We start from the raw sequence: 19,487 nt of genomic DNA, 5'->3' as shown, positions 1-19,487 counted from the left end.
CGTGCACTCCGAAGTCGGCGGCCACCTGCTCGACCGTCACGCCCGGGCCGCGGTTCCTCGCGACCCGTACGACGTCCTCGCGGAACTCTTTCGGATCAGGCTTGGGCACAGCGACATCCTTCCCACTCGCCCCACAGGGCAAGCCAGTTCAGATGTCACCCAATCGTGCACCAGACCCCTCACCCTCCCCCAACTCAGACGCCTGATCAGCCGACTCACCCGGCCCCACCCAAGCAGCAGCCATGTCCTGCACTGGTCGCCCGGGTGCAGTTGGAGGGCAACTTCACGGCCGTCGACGTCACGGTGCCGGCCGGCGAGTCCCGCGGTGCCGTCACGGCCGCGTTGCGCAAGAAGTACGACATCCCGGCTACCGGCAAGGACGGTAAGCCGGTCCGATTGCTGGACGCGTTGGGACAGCAGAACAAGATCGTGGTGCTGCACGAGAAGTTCAACGATCGCTTCGCGTTCTTCGCGGGGGACGACAAGAAGGATCACGCGAACGTCATCACGTACCTGCCCTGGTCGTTGGCCAAGCGGGTCTCGGCCAAGCGGGTAACTGTCGTCAGGGACTACTCGACAGTGCGGCCAGGCGGCGGCTCTGGCACCAAGGATACGAACGAGCCGTTCGTACCGGCCCTGGTGGACGAGTTGTCCGGCCGCTGCCAGGGCCTGCAGACGGCGGTCTGCAAGGTGTTGAGCACCAAGGGTGCGGACGTGCTTGCGCGCTCGGAACAGCTCGTCGGCTTGGCGCAGGACGCCGCGGAGTACAAGAACCTGCCGAAGCCCACCGCGCCGCTGAACGAGACCCAGGCCGCCAAGAACCTCAAGGCGTCCCAGCACGCGGTCAACGCCAACGCCGGCAGAGTCGCCCCGGCCGGCAAGACGCCGTCCAAGGTGCCTGATCTGGTACCGACCAAGCTGACCGGCTGGGCGGTCGCCTTCAGCGCGACCGCGTTCCGCGCGCAGGACACCTTCCGTAACGATCAAGCCAGCACGCTGGACAAGATCGAATCGCTCGTCGCGGCTGTACCGCTCCTGGGCGAGACCGTCGGGTTCGGCAATGCCCTGGCCGCCCGCTCCGCGTCGAGATGATCTACCAGGTGTCTGAGCGCGCCCCGAGTCCGACGGACATCCACGGCCCGTTCGGTCCACGCCAGGACCAGACAAACACGCTGTCCGCCAACTTCCCCGGCACCGAAAGGACCCACTCCGCGAGGCTGACCTATATCTCCAAGCCGTAAGAGCATCTTGGCAATCCCGGCCTTCTACGAGCGGTGAGGTTTCACACAACACGTCGGGCAATCTCGCCTCATGCGCAGAACCACCGATCCGTCGCTCACTGGTGACTAGGCCCTGTGTGAGGTTGTGATCAGTTGCTGAGGTCGTCGTCCCCAAGGGCGCCGGCCGCGCGCACCCTGTCGGCGGACAAGCTCGGCGCGGTGTCCGAGCCGAAGTCGCTGACTGATACTCGGTGGCTGTTCTTCAGTGGTTCGGCGTTTTGTTTCCAGTGGGGTCCGCAATGCTCTGCTGCTCCCTGGCGGCCTCGACGAGCGTGGGTCGTTGACAGGTTTGGTGAGGGCGTGATGTGTACACGCCCTGGTGGCCAGGAGCCGGCAGCCGCAGAGGGGTGCGGAATCCATGAGCCGAGTGGCGCCGTGGCCCGCCACCGGCATGGCGCCTCTCGCACGCCACAGAAGGTCGCGACGCGTGACATAAAGTGATTAAATGGACACGCGATGTCATCGTTTCAGTCGCGCGCACATACCTGGAGCCCGCCATGGCCCGGATCACCATCAACGGTATGACCATCGATCCGCTGGGCACCTATCTGTGCGGGTACCGGCCTGCCGATCTCGGTGCCGTCCGGGCGTTGCCCTTCGTGGCCTGGGCGGATGTCTATCTGGAGGGCTTCAAGATCGCCCCTTCCTTTCGGCCAGGCGGGTTGCAATCCGATCTGGCCCTCCCGGTCGCCCTGGCCGCACCCACCGGCGGCAGTGGATTCACAGGAGCATGCGGTCGATGCGGTGTCTCATGACGATGTCGATCCGGAAGCGGACGGTGTCAGACAGCGGATCGCCGATGCGGCCGGCGTCAGAGCCGATGACGTCCAGCTCACGAGGAACAAGATGTGTCTCACGCTTTCAGGAGACCACCTCGGCGCGCTGCGCTGCACTGGTGCACCCCACACGCTCCGCTCGGCCATACCCGGCTGGAGGCAGCCATGCGTCTGCTCAGATCGCTGATCGCCATAGCGTACGCGGTGTTCGCACTGGCGATACCCGGCGTCGGCGCCCGCCCCGCCCAGGCAGCCGCCGGGCCGCCGCAGACCGTACCGACCCTGCGACATTGGACGGCGGGCACCGGTACGTACACCTTCACCGACGCCACCCGCGTCGTCGTCGACCCTGCGTACACCGCCCAACTGGCCGACGAGGCCGCCATGTTCGCCCAGGACCTGGGTGCGCTGGCCGGGCGCAGGGTGGCCGTCGTCACCGGGAGATCAGCCGCCGGTGACATCGGGCTCAGCCTCGGTGGCACCGCCCTGCCCGCCGAGGGCTATCGGATGACGGTCGCGGGATCCCTCACCATCAAGGCCAGGACCGGCGCCGGCGCGTTCTACGGCACCCGGAGCGTCCTCCAGCTCCTGCACCAGTCCGCCACGGTGCCGGCCGGCACGGCGGTGGACTGGCCCGCCAAGGCCGAGCGTGGGCTCATGGTCGACCAAGGGCGCAAGTTCTTCACCGTGGACTGGCTCAAGCAGCACATCAAGGAGCTGGCGTACCTCAAGCTCAACTACTTCCACTTCCATCTGTCGGACACGTACGGATTCCGCCTGGAGAGCTCCACGCACCCGGAGATCGTCTCCGCCGACCACTACTCCAAGCAGGACATCGCCGACCTGGTCGAGCTCGGCCGCAAGTACCACGTCACCATCGTCCCGGAGATAGACACGCCCGGGCACATGAAAGCGGTCCTGGCCGCGCACCCTGAGCTCAAGCTCAAGAGCAGCTCGGGCGCGGTCAGCCCCGACTTCATCGACCTCTCGCTCCCCGGCTCGTACGCGTTGATCAAGCACCTGATCAACGAGTACCTGCCGCTGTTCCCGGCCCCGTACTGGCACATCGGCGCGGACGAGTACGTCACCGACTACGGCAAGTACCCGCAGCTGCTCAGCTACGCCCGCGCGCACTACGGCGCGAAGGCCACCGCCAAGGACGCCTATTACGGGTTCGTCAACTGGGCCGACGGCCTGGTGCGGGCGGGCGGCAAGACCACGCGGATGTGGAACGACGGCATCAAGTCCGGCGACGGGACGCTCCGCCCCCACCCCGGAATCGTCGTCGAGTACTGGTACACCTACGGCCTCACTCCCCAGCGGCTGGCCGACGCCGGGCACGTCGTGGCCAACGAGTCCTGGACTCCCACCTATTACGTGCTCGGGGGCCCGAAGCCCGACACCAAGTGGATGTACGAGACCTGGACCCCGGACCGCTTCGAGGGCGGCAACACCCTGTCCGCCCCCGCGAAGAACCCCGGCTCGGTGATCCACGTCTGGTGCGACATCCCCACCGCCGAGACCGAGGAACAGATAGCCGCCGGCATCATGTACCCGCTGCGCGCGCTGGCCCAGCAGACCTGGGGATCGCCGAAGCCCGCGGCGACGTACGCCGCGTTCACCCCGGTCGTCGCGGCCGTCGGGCACAACCCCGCCTGGCCCGGCCCGGCCCGGCCCGGCAGCCTGGCCCTGGGCCGTCCGACCACCGCCTCCAGCGAGGCGGCGTACGGAAAGTCCTTCCAGATCCAGCTCTCCGACGACCGCCACCTGACGCACCGTCCATTCCACGACCGCCGGTACCGGCAGGGTTCAGGACCTGACCGGTCCGGCCGGTACATCCGCGTGTACGGCACCCAGCGGGGCGCCGCCTACGGCTACTCACTGTACGAATTTCAGGTGTACGGCGGTCAGTTGAGCGGCACTCGCACCCTCACCGCAGGAGTCAAGGCCCTCGACGACCCGGCGAGCTCCCACACGTCCGGCACTCAGTTGATCACCTGGACACCGCACGGCGGGCCCAACCAAGAACCTGCCGGGTGAGAGGCAACGGGATATTGCCAGGGATGGATGGTTGTGCTGCTTGGGAAGCCCGGTGTGTGTGGTGATCTGGGTCGCGGGCAGCCCTGACCGTGGAGCGTGCGGCTACAGGCGGTCGATCCGGTCTCCCCGGCAGCGGTTGCGGGCGTCGAAGACGTACGTCGCATGGCGTTCCACCAGGCCGTAGTCGAGGCCGTCGTGGTCGGTCAGGACAACGACTGCGTCTGTAGTCGCGATCTCCGCCTCGGTCAGCTCGACGCACAGCACCCCGGGCGGCAGCAACTGGACATCGGCGTACGGCTCCACGGCCCGGACGCGCGCGCCGCGCGCCATCAGCAGCTCGGCGACGGTGGCGGCGGGGGACTCCCGTACATCCCCGGTGTTCTTCTTGTACGCGAGCCCGAGCACCAGCACCCGTGCGCCGGCCAGCGGTCGGCCGAGTCCGGCGAGACCGCCTTCGATGCGCCCCACCACGTACTCGGGCATGTGTTCGTTGATCTCGTGGGCGAGCGAAACGAAGCGCACGTCGTGCTGGAGCTTCTGCCGTACCTGCCAGGAGAGATAGGAGGGGTCCACCGGCAGGCAGTGACCGCCCACCCCGGGTCCGGGCGTGAAGTGCATGAAGCCGAACGGCTTGGTGGCGGCCGCGTCCACCGCTTCCCAGATGTCGACGCCGAGGGGCCCGGCGCACATCGCAAGTTCGTTGACGAGCGCGATGTTCACCTGCCGGAAGGTGTTCTCCAGCAGCTTGGTCAGCTCGGCGGTGCGCGGGGAGGAGACCGGCACGGTCCGCGTCACGATCCGGTCGTAGAACTCCGTGACGGCTTCGAGGGAGGCGTCGTCGATGCCGGAGACGACCTTGGGAGTGTTCTCCAGCTGCCAACGGGCGTTGCCCGGGTCGATGCGTTCCGGGCTGTACCCGAGCCGGAATCCGTCGCCGGCCCGCAGCCCGCTGCCCGCCTCCAGGATCGGCAGGAGGATCTCCTCGGTGGTGCCGGGGTACGTCGTCGACTCCAACACCACGACCGCACCCGGACGCAGGAGCGGGGCGACCGACCGCCCCGCGCTTTCGACGCACCGCAGGTCCGGCGCGCCGTCACGCAGAGGAGTGGGCACGGTGATCACGCAGACGTCGAAGGTGCCCGCGTCCGCGTAGTCGGTGCTGACCCTCAGCCGCCCGGAATCGAGCAGCGGCAGTAGTCGTTCGTCCGGGATGTCCTCGACATACGAGTCGGCGGCCTCCAGCCGTTTGACGCGCTGCTCGTCGGTGTCCAGGCCGGTGACCCGGAAGCCCGCCTCCGCAGCACGCACCGCCAGCGGCAGCCCCACATATCCCAGTCCAAGTACCAGGACGTTCCGTCGTGCTGAGGTCTCCGTTGATCCCATCTGACGTTTCTCCGATCTTGCGTGCGACGTGAGACGTGTTGCTCGTTACAGATTGTTACGTAACGGGGTACTTTGTCGCTGGCATATAACAGATGCCGTTCCGCATCACTCGGATACCGCAACCGAACAGGCGGCGTATGAATCCCTCGACGTACTTGATCACTGGCGGTGCCGGCTTCATCGGCTCACATCTCACCGACGCCCTGCTCGCGCAGGGCCATGCGGTCGTCGTGCTCGACAACCTCGCCACCGGAAGCGAGAAGAACCTGGACGAGGCCCGACGGAATCCACACTTCCGATTCGTCCATGGCTCCGTACTCGACCAGCTGCTCGTGGACGAATGGGTCCGCCGGTGCGACACGGTGATCCATCTGGCCGCCGCCGTCGGCGTCCGGCTGATCGTGGAACGGCCCCTCCAGTCCTTCACCACCAACCTCCGCGGTACCGAGACCGTCATCGAGGCGGCCCACCGGTACCGCCGCAAGGTGCTCGTCGCCTCCACCTCGGAGATCTACGGCAAGAACTCCTCGGGACCACTCGCCGAGGGCTCCGACCGGATCCTCGGCAGCACGAGCGTGGCGCGCTGGTCGTACTCCACCGCCAAGGCCGTCGACGAGATCCTCGCCTTCGCCTACCACCGCGAACTGGGCCTGCCCACCATCGTGGTACGGCTGTTCAACACGGTCGGACCGCGGCAGAGCCCCGCGTACGGGATGGTCATGCCCCGGCTGGTGCGCCAGGCCGTCGAGGGGGAACCGCTCACCGTGCACGGCGACGGCACGCAGCGGCGCTGTTTCGCGCACGTCGCCGACGTCGTCGACGCGCTGCTGCGGTTGCTTGCCCACCCGGAGGCGGTCGGCAAGGTCTTCAACATCGGTACGAACGAAGAGACCACCATCGCCGAGCTGGCCGCCCGCGTCATCGCACGCAGCGCCAGCAACTCGGACATCCGGCTGGTCCCCTACCACCAGGCGTACGGCGAGGGTTTCGAGGACATGGAGCGCCGACTGCCCGACACCGCACGCATCCGCACCCTCACCGGCTGGCGCCCGCAGCGCACCCTCGACGACATCCTCGACGCGACCATCGCCGAGGCGCGCGCCGAGCGCGTGCCGGTGCCGGCCTGACCTGGTCTGAGAGGACCTTCACCGTGCCCTACGCGCTCGCGGCCGCAGCGGCGGCCCTGCTGCTCACCGCCGTACTGACCGAACTCCTACGCGCCCTCGCGCTGCGGTGGCGACACGCCTGTGCCGGTCTCCTGGACCGGCCCGGCGCGCACAAGGCGCACACCCGCCCCACCCCCCATCTGGGCGGGGTCGCGGTGGCCGCGGGAACCCTCGCCACTGCCACCTCGGGACTGTGGACCGGGCAGGCGCCGCTGGGCCCCGAGGTCGGCACGCTGCTCGCGGCCGCAGCCGCCATCGCCGTGCTCGGACTGCTCGACGACCTGCGGCCGCTGGGGCCCGGGGCGCGACTCATCGTCGAGACGGGTGCCGCGGGTGCCGTCGCGTACGGCAGCGGACTGGGGCTGCTGACCGGCGCCCTCGCCGTACTGTGGATCGTCTTCGTCACCAACGCCTTCAACCTGCTGGACAACTCCGACGGAGCAATGGCGACGGTCGCTGCCGTCACCGCACTGGGGCTCGCCATCTGCGCGATCACCGAGGGCCCTACCGGTCTCGCCCTGCTGCTCTGCGTACTGGCCGCCGCCCTCACCGGCTTCCTGCTGCACAACTGGCATCCCGCCCGGATCTTCCTCGGCGACTGCGGCTCGCTGTTCACCGGTTTCGTGCTGTCCTCCGCCGCTGTCCTGCTGCACACCGGCGACACCCCGGCCCGCACCATGGGCGCGGTGCTCGCCTTCACCCTCGTCGTCACCGCCGACACCGCGCTCGTCCTCGTCTCCCGGCGCCGGGCCGGCCGCCGGCTGCTGCTCGGCGGCACCGACCACATCGCGCACCGGCTCCAGCGGCTCGGGCTGACGGTGCGGGGAACGGCCGTGGTACTGGGCGTCACCGCGTTCGTCGGGACGCTCATCGGGCTGCTGATCCACCACGCCTGGCTGCCGCCCTCCGTCGTACTGCCGGTGGCGGTCGCCGCGCTTGTGGCCCTCGGCGGACTGCTCAGGGTGCCGGTGTACGAGGCCGGCCGGGTTGCCCGGCCTCGCCGACCGACCGGCCCGCGCCAGGACCGAGGCCGCCGGACCGTTGGCAGACCCCGTGCTGCCAGGGCGATCGATACGGCAAGCAGGTGACGGGCAGGGACGTACGCCTGCCGGCCACAACGCGCACGGACGTGTCCACCGGCCTGACCACCGTCCTGTGCGCCGGGGTTCCTGTGGCCGCTGCGACTCCGGCCGCCGCGGCCGCCGCGGTCGTCCGGCTCGCAACCGAGGGCGTGGCGGCCGACGTCCACCTCTGCAACGCGTACACCCTCGCCCTCGCCGACCGGGACCCACGACTCGGCCAGGTGCTGCGGACCGCGACGCTCAACCTCCCCGACGGGCAAGGGGTGGTGTGGGCCAACCGGATCGTCCACCGGAGCCGCTCCTTGCCGCCGATGCGGGTGTACGGCCCCGACCTCTTCCTGGACGTCTTCCGAACCGGCCAGGATGTGGGCCTGCGCCACTACCTCCTCGGCTCCACCCCCGCGGTACTGGAACAGCTGGGCGCCGAGCTGCTCGCCCGCTTCCCGCGCGCCCTGATCGTCGCCGCCGAGTCGCCGCCGTTCCGTGAACCGACCGACGGGGAACGGCAGTCGCAGCTCGACCGGATCCGTGCGAGCGGCGCCCAGATCGTCTGGCTCGGCCTCGGCACCCCCAAACAGGACTACGAGGCCGCCCGGCTGGCCGCCGCGCACCCCGCGGTATTCGCCGCTGTCGGCGCCGCCTTCGACTTCGTCTCCGGCAACAAGCCGCAGGCCCCGCTGTGGATGCAACGGCACGGCCTGGAATGGCTCTTCCGCCTCTGCAGCGAACCGCGCCGACTGTGGCGCCGGGTGCTGTGGGGGCATCCCCGTTTCCTCTGGGCAGCATACAAAGGAGCACGACAGTGACCCTCCTTCACCGTGCGCGCAGCACCATGCAGCGCCTCGGCATCGATATCGCCCGCTATACGGCAAGCTGGAGCGGTCGGCAACTCGTGCAGTTGCTCCGAAAGTTCGATGTCGGCCTCGTCATTGACGCGGGTGCACACGCCGGCGGCTACGGCACGATGCTCCGCCGCTCCGGCTACCGCGGCCGTATCGTCTCCTTCGAGCCGCTCACCGGCCCCCGCACGGGGCTTCAGCGCAGGGCGGCGTCCGACCCGGCCTGGACGGTCCTGCCGTACGCGCTCGGCGACCACTCCGGCACCATCGTCATGAACGTCGCGGGCAACGCGGGTGCGAGCAGCTCCGTCCTTCCCATGCTCGAACGCCACCGCGCGGCTGCCCCGCACGCCGCCTACCTGAGTCGCCAGACCGCCGAGATCCGCCGCCTCGACGAACTGTGGGAGCAGATCGTCGCCCCGGGCGAGCGGGCCTTCCTCAAGATGGACGTGCAGGGGTACGAGGCGCATGTGCTGCGCGGCGCCGGTCGGTACGCGAGCGAGTGCGTCGGCATCCAGACCGAGACGTCCTTCGTGCCCCTGTACCGGGACGGACTGCTCTTCGATGACGCCCTCGCCCTTACCCAGGGCGAGTTGGGCCTCACTCTGATGTCCGTCGTGCCCGGGTTCACCGACCCGCACACCGGCCAGATGCTCCAGTGCGACCTGGTGCTCTTCCGCGCGGACACCGCCCCCAAGGACGGGCGCATGCCGGCCCAGGCGGCGCGGGCGGCCCGGTGAGAAGAGCCGTCATCGTCCAGCAGTACGTGCCGGGCTACCGCCTCGCGTTCTACGAACGCCTGACCCGCGAGCTCGCCGGCCGAGACATCGAGCTGACCGTCGCCCACGGCCGCCCCTGGGGCAAGGACATCCGGCGCGCCGACGCCTGCGCCCTTGCCGGATCGGTCCTACTGCCGCAGCGCACCTTCCGCCTCGCCGACCGCCATCTCGTCTGGCGGGGCCTGGGCCCCCTCGCCCGCGACTGCGACGCCCTGGTCCTCGGCCAGTCCCTGCACAGCCTGGAGAACTACCGCGCACTGCTGAGCCGTGGCGGCCCACCCGTCGGGCTGTGGGGCCACGGCGGGACCTACACGCGCAGCCACTCGGCCCCGCTGCGCGCAGCCAAGCGCGCTCTGACCCAGCGGGCCCGCTGGTTCTTCGCCTATACGGAGAAGGGCGCCCGGCACGTCATCGGCGAGGGCTTCCCCCAACAGCGGGTCACGACGGTCCGCAACACCGTGGACACCAAGGCCTTGGCCGCAGCCCGTTCCCGTATCCCCGGCACCGAACTCTCGGCCCTGAGGCAGTCGTACGGGCTGCGCCCCGGCCGTACCGCGCTGTATGTCGGCGGCCTCGACGCCGCCAAACGTATCCCGTTCCTGCTGGCGGCGGCCGGCCGGGTTGCGCAACGGCTGCCCGGCTTCAGGCTGCTCGTCGCGGGCGACGGGGCGCAGCGACACCTCGTGGAGGAAGTCCAGCGTGCGGGCGGTCCCGTCGTGTACGTGGGGACGGCCACCGCTGAGGACAAGGCCCGGCTCGGCGCTGTCGCCGACGTCCTGCTGGTGCCCGGCGCGGTGGGGCTCGCCGCGGTCGACTCGTTCGCGCTGGACACTCCCCTGGTCACCACCACCCATGCGGCGCACGGGCCCGAGTTCGAGTATCTGCAGCACGGCCGCAACGCACTCGTCGTGGATGGTGGCCTGGACGCGTACAGCGCGGCCGTCACGGATCTGCTCACCCGGCCCGCACTCTACGACAGACTGCTTTCCGCCTGCCGGACGGATGCCGAGCTGTACACGGTCGAGTCAATGGCACGGCGATTTGCCGACGGAGTGGAGGGCCTGATCCATGCCGGCACCTGAGAGCTGGTGGCGCAGTCGCAAGGTCCTGAGACGGCTCGGTATCGGCGCCCTCCTTCTGTTCGCGGTGACGGCAGGTACCGGCTGGCTGCTCTACCAGCGGCTCGACGGCAACATCCGCACCGACGAGGCCGCCGCCCGGGCCCTCGCCGCGGACCAGGGCAAGCGGCCCCGCCCTGCGCCCGGCAAGGCCCAGAACATCCTGGTGCTCGGATCGGACAAGGAAGCGAACTGGGGCAGCGAACGCTCCGACACCACCATGCTGATCCACCTCTCGGCGGACCGAAGCCGGGCTTCCGTGGTCAGCGTTCCGCGGGACCTGGTGGTGGAGATCCCCAGCTGCCTGCAGCCGGACGGCTCCCGCAGCACTGCCCAGTACGCCCCGTTCAACTGGGCCTTCCAGTTCGGCAGGGCCGCCTGTGCGGTCCGTACCTTCGAGGATCTCTCCGGCATCCGGGTCGACCACCATCTCGTCGTCGACTTCTCCGGCTTCAGAAGGGTCGTCGACGCTGTCGGGGGCGTGGAGGTGAACGTGTCCGAGAAGGTCCGTGAGCCTGAGTACAACATCACGCTCCAGCCAGGCAGGCAGCTGCTGCGCGGCCAACGGGCACTCGTGTTCGTACGCACGAGGGTGGGCGTCGGCGACGGCAGTGACCTCCAACGGGTGGAGCGGCAGAAGCAGTTCGTTCGGGAGCTGTTGAAGAAGGCGCAGAGCGACGGAGTGCTGACCAACCCCACCAAGCTGTATCCGCTGCTGGACGCGGCGACGTCCTCGCTGGTGGCAGACCCCGGCCTCGACTCGCTGGACGAGCTCTACCGGCTGGTGAACAGTGCGCGGGCGATCCCCGCGAGCGGTACACAGATCCTGACCGTTCCGAGCGTGGAGCACCCCGATCAGTGGGGCCGGTACGCGATGGTCGAGGATCAAGCCAAGGCCTTGTTCCGGGCGATCCGCGACGACCGGCCGCTGCCGAGGGTCTACAACGCGTACGAGAAGGACCCGTCCGGCCGGTCCTTTCTGGACGGCTCCGACTCCTAGCAGTCCAGGGCGGCGAGCCCGGCCCACGGGTCGGTGGGCGGGGCGGGCAGTGCGATGTACGGCGAGAGCATGTGGAGCAGGGCTTGGCGCTCGGTCAGCCGGGCACGGGCCCACTCGCTCATCCACCGTCCCTGCGCGAGAAGTTCCTCGGGGTCGCGGCGAAGCAGATCGCGGACGCGCCCGGCCGCGGCGCGCGGGGTGTCCATCAGGTGCAGGCCGCGGTCGGGACCCGGTAGCCAGCCGAGTCCCGGCTGGCGGGAGGTGACATGGACCCGGCCCGCGCACATCGCGATCGGCAGCCGGTCGGAGAAGTAGCCTGCGTGCTTGCGATAGCGATCCCACCCGGCGCTGATCAACGCTCCCTCCATGACGGTCAGCTGCTCGGGAAAGGGGACGGGGCCGCGTGCGCAGGGGCCTCGCCATCCCCTGCCGTACACCGAGAGCCGCGTTCCCGTGACCTTGCGCAACTCCTTGACGAGCAGGGCCCGTTCGCGATCATCGGGGATCAGTTCGATTCCCAGGTACGTGAGCCGCTTGCCGACCAGCGTCACTCCGCCCGCGGCCGGCTCCGGGCCGCGCGGCGCGGCGAGCAGATGCAGCGGCGCGACGTGCGGCACGTACCGCACCGGCCGGCCGCAGGCCCGACGCAGCATCGCGGCCTGCCCACCCGCGGCGACGCTGAAGACTTCTTCCGCGGCCCGCATCCACGCCAGGTTCCGCTCGCGCAACGGCTTGGTGAGCCCTCCCCACGCGTCGCCCTCCCACACCACGACCGGCGGTTCCCCGGCGGTCCGCAACCACTTCCGGACATGCCGGTTCGTCCACGGGTACGACTGGGGGGACTGGACGAAGACCAGGTCCGGACGGGAGGAAGGCAGTTGGTCCCCGGCGGCGGGGACGGCGCACGCGTACCTCAGCAGGCCCGCATCGGCGAGGTCCTCGAAGGCACGCGCGAAGCGGGTGCGCGGGCCGAAGGGCTCAGGTTCATTGCTGATCTGCAGTACGAGGGGCGTGGGGGTCACGGGCGGCTGCCTTCCGTGGTGAACCAGCGTGTGTATGCGGCGGCCACGTCCCGCAGCTCGAAACGGCCCGCCGTCCGGTGGCGCCCCGCCGTCGCGAGCCGAGCCCGCAACTGCGGGTCGCGGGCCAGCCGGCTCATGGCGGCGGCCAGCGTCCGGGGCGAGTCGATGTCCACGGCGAGGCCGCCGTCCCCGGCGACCCAGGGCACGGCCCCACTGCGTTCGCCCACGATGACGGGGAGCCCCATGCCCATCGCCTCGACTGTGATCATCGAGAACGACTCGATACGGGACGGGTGGACCAGGACGTGGGCCTCGGCGGCGATCCGGCGCAGCAAGGTGTCGTGCGCCAGCGGGCCGGCGAATTCGACCCCGGCGGTGAGCCCGTGTGCGGCGGCCCACTGCCGGGCCGGTCCCCGCGCGCCGTGTCCGTCGCCGCACAGCAGCAGCCGGGCGTAAGGGAGTTCGACCTGTAGCAGCGCGAAGGCGCGCAGCAGCGTGGCCGTGTTCTTGAGCGGCCCCCAGCCCTGGACGGCGGTGGCGAACACCGGGGCGGCGTCGGGCGGCGCGGTGGCGCTGGGCAGATGCTCCATCCGCACCCCGTTGGGGATGACCTCGATGGGCCGTCGTACACCGAGCACCCGGCGCAGATGCCGCGCGGTATAGGGGCTGTTGGCGCTGAGCGCGGTGGCGCGGTGGACGGCCGGTAGAGCCATGGAGTGGCGCAGCCAGCGGTAGGTGCTGCGCATCTCCCAGGCGTAGCGCAATGGGGTGTCGTGGGCGGTGACGAAGGAGGGCAGGCCGCTGGCGATCGCGGCCAGCGCGAACTCGTACGTCCAGTGGGCGCTGACCAGGTCGGCGGGGTAGGCCCGTATCGCGGCCGCGAGCCCTCGGCGTTCGGCGCGGAACAAGTCCTTCAGCCGGTGTCTGGCCCGCGGGCGCTGCGGTACGACGACGAGGTCGATGCCCTTGCCGCTGTACACCTGCCGCCCGGTGACGGCGCCGCTCAGGGCGTACACCGTCAGTCGGTGCCCCTGCTCCAGCCAGGTCCTGGCGAGCCAGCCGGTGCACGGTCCGCTGTAGACGGCGGGTAGCCGCGCGGGCAGCAGGTGCTGGAGGGGGGTCAGATCGACGGGGCCTGCGAGGCCGATGTGCATGGGTGGCTCCTCGGTTGGGATCTGACGAGACCGTGGCGGCGGGCCGTGGCATAGACGGGCAGACGGGTGCGGAGCACGGTGCAGGCGAGGGCCACCGGGAACATGGCGCCGAGGCCCAGCAGCAGCCCGTAGTGGGGGGAATGGGAGCGCAGGCCGAGCGCGGCCGAGAGACCGAGTGCGGTGCCGACCGCCGCGTGCACGGCGTGCGCGAAGAGCAGCGGACGTACACCGAGGACCTTGGCGGTATGCCAGTGGGCGAGCTGGACGAGATGACCGGCCAGCGGGGCGACCACGGTGGCGCAGGCGGCGAGGAACAGGCTGTGGTGCGCCCAGGCGAAGCAGAGCATCAGCGCGGTCGCGCCGATGGCGGCGAGCTGGGCGCGCAGCAGGGCCCTGGTGTCCATGCGGACGGTGTCGACGGAGCTCGCGGTGGAGCAGAGCATCCACAGTGCGGCCCCGGCCGCGAGCACCGGTACCAGGCCCGCGGCCGTCTCCCAGGCCGGCCCCAGCAGCAGGAGCAGCGCGGCCGGCCCGAGACCGGCGAGCGCGCCCAGGCCCATCAGCCCCACGGCGGATGCCGAGCACAGCACGTCATGCACCGCCTGCGGAGGAATCCTCCCGGCCCCGCGGGCATCGGCCAGCGCCGGGGTGACGGCCCGGTGGAGGCCCTGCGCGAGGACGGTCAGCGGGACACCGGTCAGGAGTGCGGCCCGCGAGTAGTGACCGGCCGCGGCGGCGCCGAGGGTGGCGCCCGCCAGCCACAGCGGGGCGTTGTTGGTGGCGGACTGCACCAGACCGTACCCGGTGAAGAAGCTGGAGGAACGGAGAACTTCGCGGGCCGGAACGGGAGGGCCGACGGGCAGCCGTGCGGGTGCGGCGGGCACCGGCGGTGCGCCGTGTTCCGTCGGCGCCTGCGCCGCGGACGCCGGGCGGGGACGCCCACGCCACGGCCGTGCGGCGGCCGGCGAGCGGCGCCGTTCGGGTAGGGCGCAGGTGGTCAGGGCCAGGGTGCAGGCCGCGGACAGCGGGAACGCGGTGGCCAGGGCGTAGGGGTTCCAGCCCGCCAGCAGCAGCGTGAGCGCCAGGCCCGATCCTGTGATCTGGCCCGCCAGTTCGGCGCGTACCGCCGTACCAGGACGCTCCAGCCGGCGAAGTGCGGCGACCCCCGCCAGCGCAGCCGGCTGGACCAGGAACTGCGCCGCCAGCACGCGCAGCATCCCGGCCGTCTGCGGGTCTTCACAGACCGACGTGAGTAGCGGCGCGGCGAGCAGCGCGGCGCAGAAACAGACGAGGCCGAAGACGGCGGCGAGGGTGAAGACGGTACGCAACAGGCACCTGGTGAGCTGCTCGGCGCGCAGCACACAGGTGGCCAGGCCGGAGTTGGCGACATAGCCCAGCAGGACGGTGACACTGCATGCGGTGGCGTACGCGCCGAAGTGGTCGGGGGACACCAGGCGCGCGGCGATCGCCGTGTAGCCGAGCTGGAACAGCATTCCGAGCGCGGAGCCGCCGTAGTTCCAGCCGAGGCTGCGTGTGACTGCGCTCATGTGCCGACGGCGTCCATCGCGGCGATCTCCTGCCAGGGGGCGGCGCGCGGTGCGGGCACGGTAGCCAGGTGGCGGCTGAGCATGTGCCGCAGCGCGTTGGTTTCGGTGAGCCGGGTACGGACCCAGGTGTGCCCGGCCAGTCCGGTGGCATGCAGCTGTGCGGGGTCGGCGCGCAGCAGTTCGGTGACCCGGTCGACTGCTTCGGCGGGCGAGTCCACCAGGTGCAGGCCGCACTCCGGGCCCGGCAGCCAGCCGGTGTTCAGGGGCCTGGTCGTGACGTGCGGGCGTCCCGCGAACAGACTGATCGGCAGCCGGTTGGAGAAATAGCCGTCGCGGCCGGGGAAGTGGTCCCAGTTGGCGCTGATCCGGGCGGTGCGCAGGGCGTCCACCTGATCGTCGAACGGGACGGGTCCCAGGGCGCCCCGGCCGCGCCAGCCGTGGCCGTGCACGGCGAACCGGCAACCGGGCAGCCGCTGCAGGGACCGTACGAACCGCCGACGTTCCCGCGCGCCGTCGATCCGCTCGAACACCCCGAAGCGCACGAAGCAGCTGCCGATGTGCAGCACATCGTGTGTCGTGGTGTCGATGCCCGGGACGGGCCCGTCGTCCCAGAGGCGATGGGGCACGGTCTGCGGGATGTATTGAACGGGCCGCCGGGTGTACCTGCCCAGGAGACGGGCCTGGATGCCGAGGCCCGGGGTGAAGACGGTGTCCGCGTACCGCAACCAGGGCTCCATGGAGGGCAGGACGGGTTTGCGCCCGCCCCACGGGTCGCCCTCCCACATCACGACGGTCGGTGAGCCGAGGCGCCGCAGGAGGTCCGCCACATCCGCGTCGGCCCAGGGGAAGTTGCCGGGTGTCTGGACGAACAGGACGTCCGGCCGGGCCCGTTCGGCGGTCCGCAGGACTTCGGCCAGCGCGGCCGCGCGGCCTGCCGACAGCAGTGCCGCGGGGGCGAGCGCCACATGAGTGAGCGCGCCGTCGATGGCCAGGGCACGGAACGCGCCGCCGAAGCTCAGCCGCGGGCCTGGCGGTTCGCGGTCGTTGGTGAGGTGGAGGACGGTCGGCGGGGTCACCGGACCACCTGCCCCTCGGGCAGTTGTGCGCCCAGCTCGGCGTCGGTCATGAGGCGGGCCAGGTCGGGGGTGAGCACGGTTGGCCGCCAGCCCAGCTCGCGTTCCGCCTTCGACGCGTCGCCGATCAGGTCCGGCACCTCGGAGGGTCTCAAGTAACGCTCGTCGAACCGTACGTGGCGCTCCCAGTCGAGGCCCGCGCGCTCGAAGCAGAAGGTGAGGAAGTCCCGGACGCTGTAGCTGGTGCCCGTGGCCACCACATAGTCGTCCGGCCGGTCGCACTGGAGCATCCGCCACATCGCGTCCACGTATTCGGGTGCGTAACCCCAGTCGCGGCGGGCCTCCAGATTGCCGAGGTGCAGGAACTCCAGCTCGCCGCGGGCGATCCGGGCGGCGGCCCGGGCGATTTTGCGGGTCACGAAGGTCTCGCCGCGCCGGGGTGACTCATGGTTGAAGAGGATGCCGTTGACCGCGTGAATTCCGTACGCCTCCCGGTAGTTGCGGGTGATCCAGTACGCGTACACCTTGGCGGCGGCGTACGGGGAGCGTGGGTGGAAGGGCGTCGTTTCGGACTGCGGGGGCGCCGTGATCCCGTACATCTCCGAACTGGAGGCCTGGTAGAAACGGCACGGCAAGCCGGTCATCCGGATGGCCTCCAGCAGCCGGGTGGTGCCGAGACCCGTGGTGGTGCCGGTGAACTCGGGCTCGTCGAAGGAGACGCGGACGTGCGACTGGGCAGCCAGGTGGTAGACCTCGTCGGGCTGGATGTGCTCCAGGAGGGTCGCGATCCGGGAGCCGTCGGCCAGGTCCCCGTAGTGCAGGCGGAGCCGGGCGTCCGGCTCGTGCGGGTCCTGGTAGAGGTGGTCGATCCGCTGCGTGGTGAAGGTGGACGAGCGGCGGATCAGACCGTGCACCAGATAGCCCTTGGAGAGCAGGAGTTCGGCGAGATACGAGCCGTCCTGTCCGGTGATGCCGGTGATCAGCGCGGTTCTACGGGACATCTGACGGCTCCTGGGTTGCGGAGGTGGCGAAGGGGGTTCCGTGGAGCAGAACGCACCACACCACGGTGAGCAGCAGAACGGCGGCGGACAGTCCGCCGAGAGCGCGCAACGGGGCCTCGGTGGTGCACGCCACGATCAGCAGGGTCACCAGCGCGGTCGAGAGACCACTGGTGTGCGCGGAGGCCCGCCGGGCTTGTACGACCAGGGAGCTCACCAGCAGACACAGCCCGGCGAACCCGATCAGACCGGAGGCCCCGAGCGATTGCATGACCTGGCTGTGCGCCTGACCGATCCAGTGGTCCGTGGTGCCGAAGAGCTCCAGTCGGTGGGCCGGGCTGAACATAGTGGGCCCGTAACCGAACAGCGGATTGCGCTCGAACTCGTCGTAGGCGAGCCGCCAGGCGAGGGTGCGGCCGTTGAAGCCCCCGTACATCGGATCGGCGGCAAGCCGGGCGAGCGCGGCCTGTACGGGGGCCGCCATCAGCACCATCAGGGCGGCGGCGCCCCCGAAGACGGTGAGCAACTGCCTGCGGAGCACGGTCCGGCCCCATGCGCCGTGCACGAAGAACACCGAGGCGGCGCAGATCCAGCCCGTTCTGGACTGGGTGAGCGTCAGAGCGAGGAGCGCGGCAGCCGCATGGATCGCACGGCCGCGCCACCGCCCCACCGGGGTGACTTCGACGAGCAGAGCCGCGGCCATCAGGGGCCCCAGATGGTTCGGGTTGGGGGCAAGGCCCATGAACTGGCCCCAGCCGAGGCCGAGGAAGTCCCGCCCCCCCTCGCCCTGGGCGGGCAACAGGAAGGCCCAGCCCGGTGCGACCAGGATGCTGAGCAAGCTGCCCCAGACGTAACAGCGCAAGATGATGCGGAGTTGGCGCAGCACCTCGGGGAAGGGGCGGCGAGGGCACAGGTAGAGGGCAGCGAACAGCAGCGGCGCGAACGCCATCGTCGCGTCCAGAGCGCCGTGCTCGCCGAACGCGGCCGACAGGACGGGGCCGGCAGCGAACGCGACGGCGGCCCAGGCGAGCCCCTGGCCGGTCCTGGGTGGGCGGGCACCGGCCCCCGCGCCTTGGAACACACTGCGGGTCACCAGGCCTGCCGCCAGGACGGACACCAGCAGGATCACGCCCTGGGAGAAGAACAGTTGCAGGCCGGAGAGGGGTTCGCCGGCTGCCGTGCCGAGCCCGTGGTGGAGATGGGGGACCAAGGGGGCCACCGCAATGGTGCCGAGGCCGGTGATCCACAGCAGCAGGGCGCCGCCCCCGGCGACCGGCGCGACGGGCCCGGTCACTGCGGGTACTCCCCGCCCACCACGCGCCGCCCGGCCAGAGCCAGCGCCACCGTCTTCAGGTACGGCGAGACCATCAGCAACGGTGCCCACGGCCATGCGTGCCGCCGGCAGTACACCCACCACTGGCGGGGCGGCAGTTCGCGCTGCGAAGTGACGCGGCGCAGCGCCTCACGCACCCCGATGCCCGGTTCGCGGGAGCCGGTGTCCGGCGGGTTGCGGTCGCAGCTGCCCACGTGGCGTGGGCTCACATAGGCGGGGATGCCGGCCCGACGGGCGCGGAAGCCGTGGTCGTAGTCACCCATACCGTGTCGGAAGACCTTGTCGATGTCGCCGATCCGTTCATGTACTGCGCGGGGCAGGAGCACCACATTGCCGTTGTACGTGTCACAGGGCTCGGGCCGCCCTGTGGGCTCGACCAGGGTGAGTGCGCGGCCGCTCCGTCCGGAGTACGTCGTATGCGCGCCGTTTCGCGCGCGCACCGCGCCGACGACGACGGCGCCGGGCCCGACGGCCCGTACGGTGTCGAGCAGGACAGCGAGGGCGTCCCGGTCCAGCACCACGTCATCGTTGAGCCAGAGCTGGTACTCCCAGGGCGGCAGGCCCGCGGCGTGGCTGTTGCGGCTCGCGATGCGCATGCCCTCGCCCCAGTAGACGTCGTCGCCGACCGTCACCACCTCGACCCGCGGGTGCGCCGCCCGGACCGCCTCGGGTGTGCCGTCGGTACTGCCCGCATCCACGAGGTGGATCCGCACCTCCGTGTCCTCGGACAGTCCGCGCTGCACGTGGAGGGCGGAGAGGGCGGACAGGGTCTTCTCGCGGCGGTTGTGACTGGTGATCAGCACGGCGATATGGGCTGGCAGCACGAGGGACTCCTCCGGTCAGGATCCCATGATTGCCAGTCAAACCAGACAAACTAGTCTAACCTGGCCGGGGCGC

At 70.4% G+C, this 19,487-nt stretch carries 17 protein-coding genes; 9 read left to right on the top strand and 8 right to left on the bottom strand.

The window, feature by feature from the left end; translation table 11 throughout:
- Positions 1–264: 264 nt before the first annotated feature.
- The 3 genes from AB0G17_RS27725 to AB0G17_RS27715 all read left to right on the top strand — a co-directional run bounded on the left by AB0G17_RS27725 (position 265) and on the right by AB0G17_RS27715 (position 4,096).
- A complete protein-coding gene (locus AB0G17_RS27725) occupies positions 265–1,092 on the top strand; it encodes a hypothetical protein (protein ID WP_361388426.1) in 828 nt (275 codons plus the stop codon).
- Between the two features lie 685 nt (positions 1,093–1,777).
- On the top strand, positions 1,778–2,035 hold the full coding sequence (locus AB0G17_RS27720; RefSeq protein ID WP_361388423.1) for a hypothetical protein: 258 nt from the start codon (positions 1,778–1,780) through the stop codon (positions 2,033–2,035).
- Between the two features lie 186 nt (positions 2,036–2,221).
- On the top strand, positions 2,222–4,096 hold the full coding sequence (locus AB0G17_RS27715; protein WP_361388420.1) for a family 20 glycosylhydrolase: 1,875 nt from the start codon (positions 2,222–2,224) through the stop codon (positions 4,094–4,096).
- Between the two features lie 102 nt (positions 4,097–4,198).
- On the opposite strand, the gene AB0G17_RS27710 is transcribed toward AB0G17_RS27715, so the two are convergent.
- Positions 4,199–5,479 carry a nucleotide sugar dehydrogenase gene (locus tag AB0G17_RS27710; RefSeq protein WP_361388417.1) on the bottom strand — a complete coding sequence of 427 codons (1,281 nt, stop codon included), beginning with the start codon at positions 5,477–5,479 and terminating at the stop codon, positions 4,199–4,201.
- A gap of 137 nt (positions 5,480–5,616) precedes the next feature.
- Between AB0G17_RS27710 and AB0G17_RS27705 the strand changes: the two genes are divergently transcribed.
- The 6 genes from AB0G17_RS27705 to AB0G17_RS27680 are packed head-to-tail and all read left to right on the top strand — an operon-like array spanning position 5,617 to position 11,463.
- Positions 5,617–6,606 (top strand): NAD-dependent epimerase/dehydratase family protein, encoded by a 990-nt coding sequence (locus tag AB0G17_RS27705; RefSeq protein ID WP_361388414.1) that lies wholly within the window; start codon positions 5,617–5,619, stop codon positions 6,604–6,606.
- A 23-nt stretch (positions 6,607–6,629) separates the two neighbouring features.
- A complete protein-coding gene (locus AB0G17_RS27700) occupies positions 6,630–7,733 on the top strand; it encodes an MraY family glycosyltransferase (protein WP_361388411.1) in 1,104 nt (367 codons plus the stop codon).
- Positions 7,730–8,533: a WecB/TagA/CpsF family glycosyltransferase gene (locus tag AB0G17_RS27695; RefSeq protein ID WP_361388408.1), complete on the top strand. Its 804-nt coding sequence runs from the start codon at positions 7,730–7,732 to the stop codon at positions 8,531–8,533. The genes AB0G17_RS27700 and AB0G17_RS27695 overlap by 4 nt, the downstream gene beginning before the upstream one ends.
- The gene (locus AB0G17_RS27690) at positions 8,530–9,306 is read left to right on the top strand and encodes an FkbM family methyltransferase (RefSeq protein WP_361388405.1); all 777 of its coding nucleotides are present in this window, start codon (positions 8,530–8,532) and stop codon (positions 9,304–9,306) included. Before AB0G17_RS27695 ends, AB0G17_RS27690 begins: the two co-directional genes overlap by 4 nt.
- Entirely contained in the window at positions 9,303–10,427 is a 1,125-nt protein-coding gene (locus tag AB0G17_RS27685) for a glycosyltransferase family 4 protein (protein ID WP_361388402.1), read from the top strand. The genes AB0G17_RS27690 and AB0G17_RS27685 overlap by 4 nt, the downstream gene beginning before the upstream one ends.
- On the top strand, positions 10,414–11,463 hold the full coding sequence (locus tag AB0G17_RS27680; protein ID WP_361388399.1) for an LCP family protein: 1,050 nt from the start codon (positions 10,414–10,416) through the stop codon (positions 11,461–11,463). Before AB0G17_RS27685 ends, AB0G17_RS27680 begins: the two co-directional genes overlap by 14 nt.
- On the opposite strand, the gene AB0G17_RS27675 is transcribed toward AB0G17_RS27680, so the two are convergent.
- The 7 genes from AB0G17_RS27675 to AB0G17_RS27645 are packed head-to-tail and all read right to left on the bottom strand — an operon-like array spanning position 11,460 to position 19,414.
- Positions 11,460–12,485 (bottom strand): hypothetical protein, encoded by a 1,026-nt coding sequence (locus AB0G17_RS27675; RefSeq protein ID WP_361388396.1) that lies wholly within the window; start codon positions 12,483–12,485, stop codon positions 11,460–11,462. The two genes, AB0G17_RS27680 and AB0G17_RS27675, sit on opposite strands and share 4 nt — an antisense overlap.
- On the bottom strand, positions 12,482–13,639 hold the full coding sequence (locus AB0G17_RS27670; RefSeq protein ID WP_361388393.1) for a glycosyltransferase family 4 protein: 1,158 nt from the start codon (positions 13,637–13,639) through the stop codon (positions 12,482–12,484). The genes AB0G17_RS27675 and AB0G17_RS27670 overlap by 4 nt, the downstream gene beginning before the upstream one ends.
- The gene (locus AB0G17_RS27665; protein ID WP_361388390.1) at positions 13,606–15,186 is read right to left on the bottom strand and encodes an oligosaccharide flippase family protein; all 1,581 of its coding nucleotides are present in this window, start codon (positions 15,184–15,186) and stop codon (positions 13,606–13,608) included. Before AB0G17_RS27665 ends, AB0G17_RS27670 begins: the two co-directional genes overlap by 34 nt.
- Positions 15,183–16,262: a hypothetical protein gene (locus AB0G17_RS27660; RefSeq protein WP_361388387.1), complete on the bottom strand. Its 1,080-nt coding sequence runs from the start codon at positions 16,260–16,262 to the stop codon at positions 15,183–15,185. Before AB0G17_RS27660 ends, AB0G17_RS27665 begins: the two co-directional genes overlap by 4 nt.
- Positions 16,259–17,260, bottom strand: a complete 1,002-nt coding sequence (gmd, locus tag AB0G17_RS27655; protein ID WP_361388384.1) for a GDP-mannose 4,6-dehydratase — start codon at positions 17,258–17,260, stop codon at positions 16,259–16,261. The genes AB0G17_RS27660 and gmd overlap by 4 nt, the downstream gene beginning before the upstream one ends.
- On the bottom strand, positions 17,250–18,551 hold the full coding sequence (locus AB0G17_RS27650) for an O-antigen ligase family protein (RefSeq protein WP_361388381.1): 1,302 nt from the start codon (positions 18,549–18,551) through the stop codon (positions 17,250–17,252). Before AB0G17_RS27650 ends, gmd begins: the two co-directional genes overlap by 11 nt.
- Entirely contained in the window at positions 18,548–19,414 is an 867-nt protein-coding gene (locus AB0G17_RS27645) for a glycosyltransferase (protein WP_361388378.1), read from the bottom strand. The genes AB0G17_RS27650 and AB0G17_RS27645 overlap by 4 nt, the downstream gene beginning before the upstream one ends.
- Between the last annotated feature and the right edge of the window lie 73 nt (positions 19,415–19,487).

Origin of the sequence: Streptomyces sp. NPDC023838 (genome assembly GCF_040639555.1) — a bacterium.
In the GTDB taxonomy this organism is placed as follows: Bacteria; Actinomycetota; Actinomycetes; order Streptomycetales; family Streptomycetaceae; genus Streptomyces.
The sequence above is the reverse complement of the archived record's forward strand: the minus strand, read 5'-3'. Positions and strand labels throughout refer to the sequence as shown.

Excerpts from the sequence above, each read along its gene's own strand:
- AB0G17_RS27665 (WP_361388390.1), bottom strand. The coding sequence starts at position 15,186 with ATGAGCGCAGTCACACGCAGCCTCGGCTGGAACTACGGCGGCTCCGCG.
- AB0G17_RS27720 (WP_361388423.1), top strand. The coding sequence starts at position 1,778 with ATGGCCCGGATCACCATCAACGGTATGACCATCGATCCGCTGGGCACC.
- AB0G17_RS27680 (WP_361388399.1), top strand. The coding sequence starts at position 10,414 with ATGCCGGCACCTGAGAGCTGGTGGCGCAGTCGCAAGGTCCTGAGACGG.
- gmd (WP_361388384.1), bottom strand. The coding sequence starts at position 17,260 with ATGTCCCGTAGAACCGCGCTGATCACCGGCATCACCGGACAGGACGGC.
- AB0G17_RS27670 (WP_361388393.1), bottom strand. The coding sequence starts at position 13,639 with ATGCACATCGGCCTCGCAGGCCCCGTCGATCTGACCCCCCTCCAGCAC.
- AB0G17_RS27705 (WP_361388414.1), top strand. The coding sequence starts at position 5,617 with ATGAATCCCTCGACGTACTTGATCACTGGCGGTGCCGGCTTCATCGGC.
- AB0G17_RS27715 (WP_361388420.1), top strand. The coding sequence starts at position 2,222 with ATGCGTCTGCTCAGATCGCTGATCGCCATAGCGTACGCGGTGTTCGCA.
- AB0G17_RS27710 (WP_361388417.1), bottom strand. The coding sequence starts at position 5,479 with ATGGGATCAACGGAGACCTCAGCACGACGGAACGTCCTGGTACTTGGA.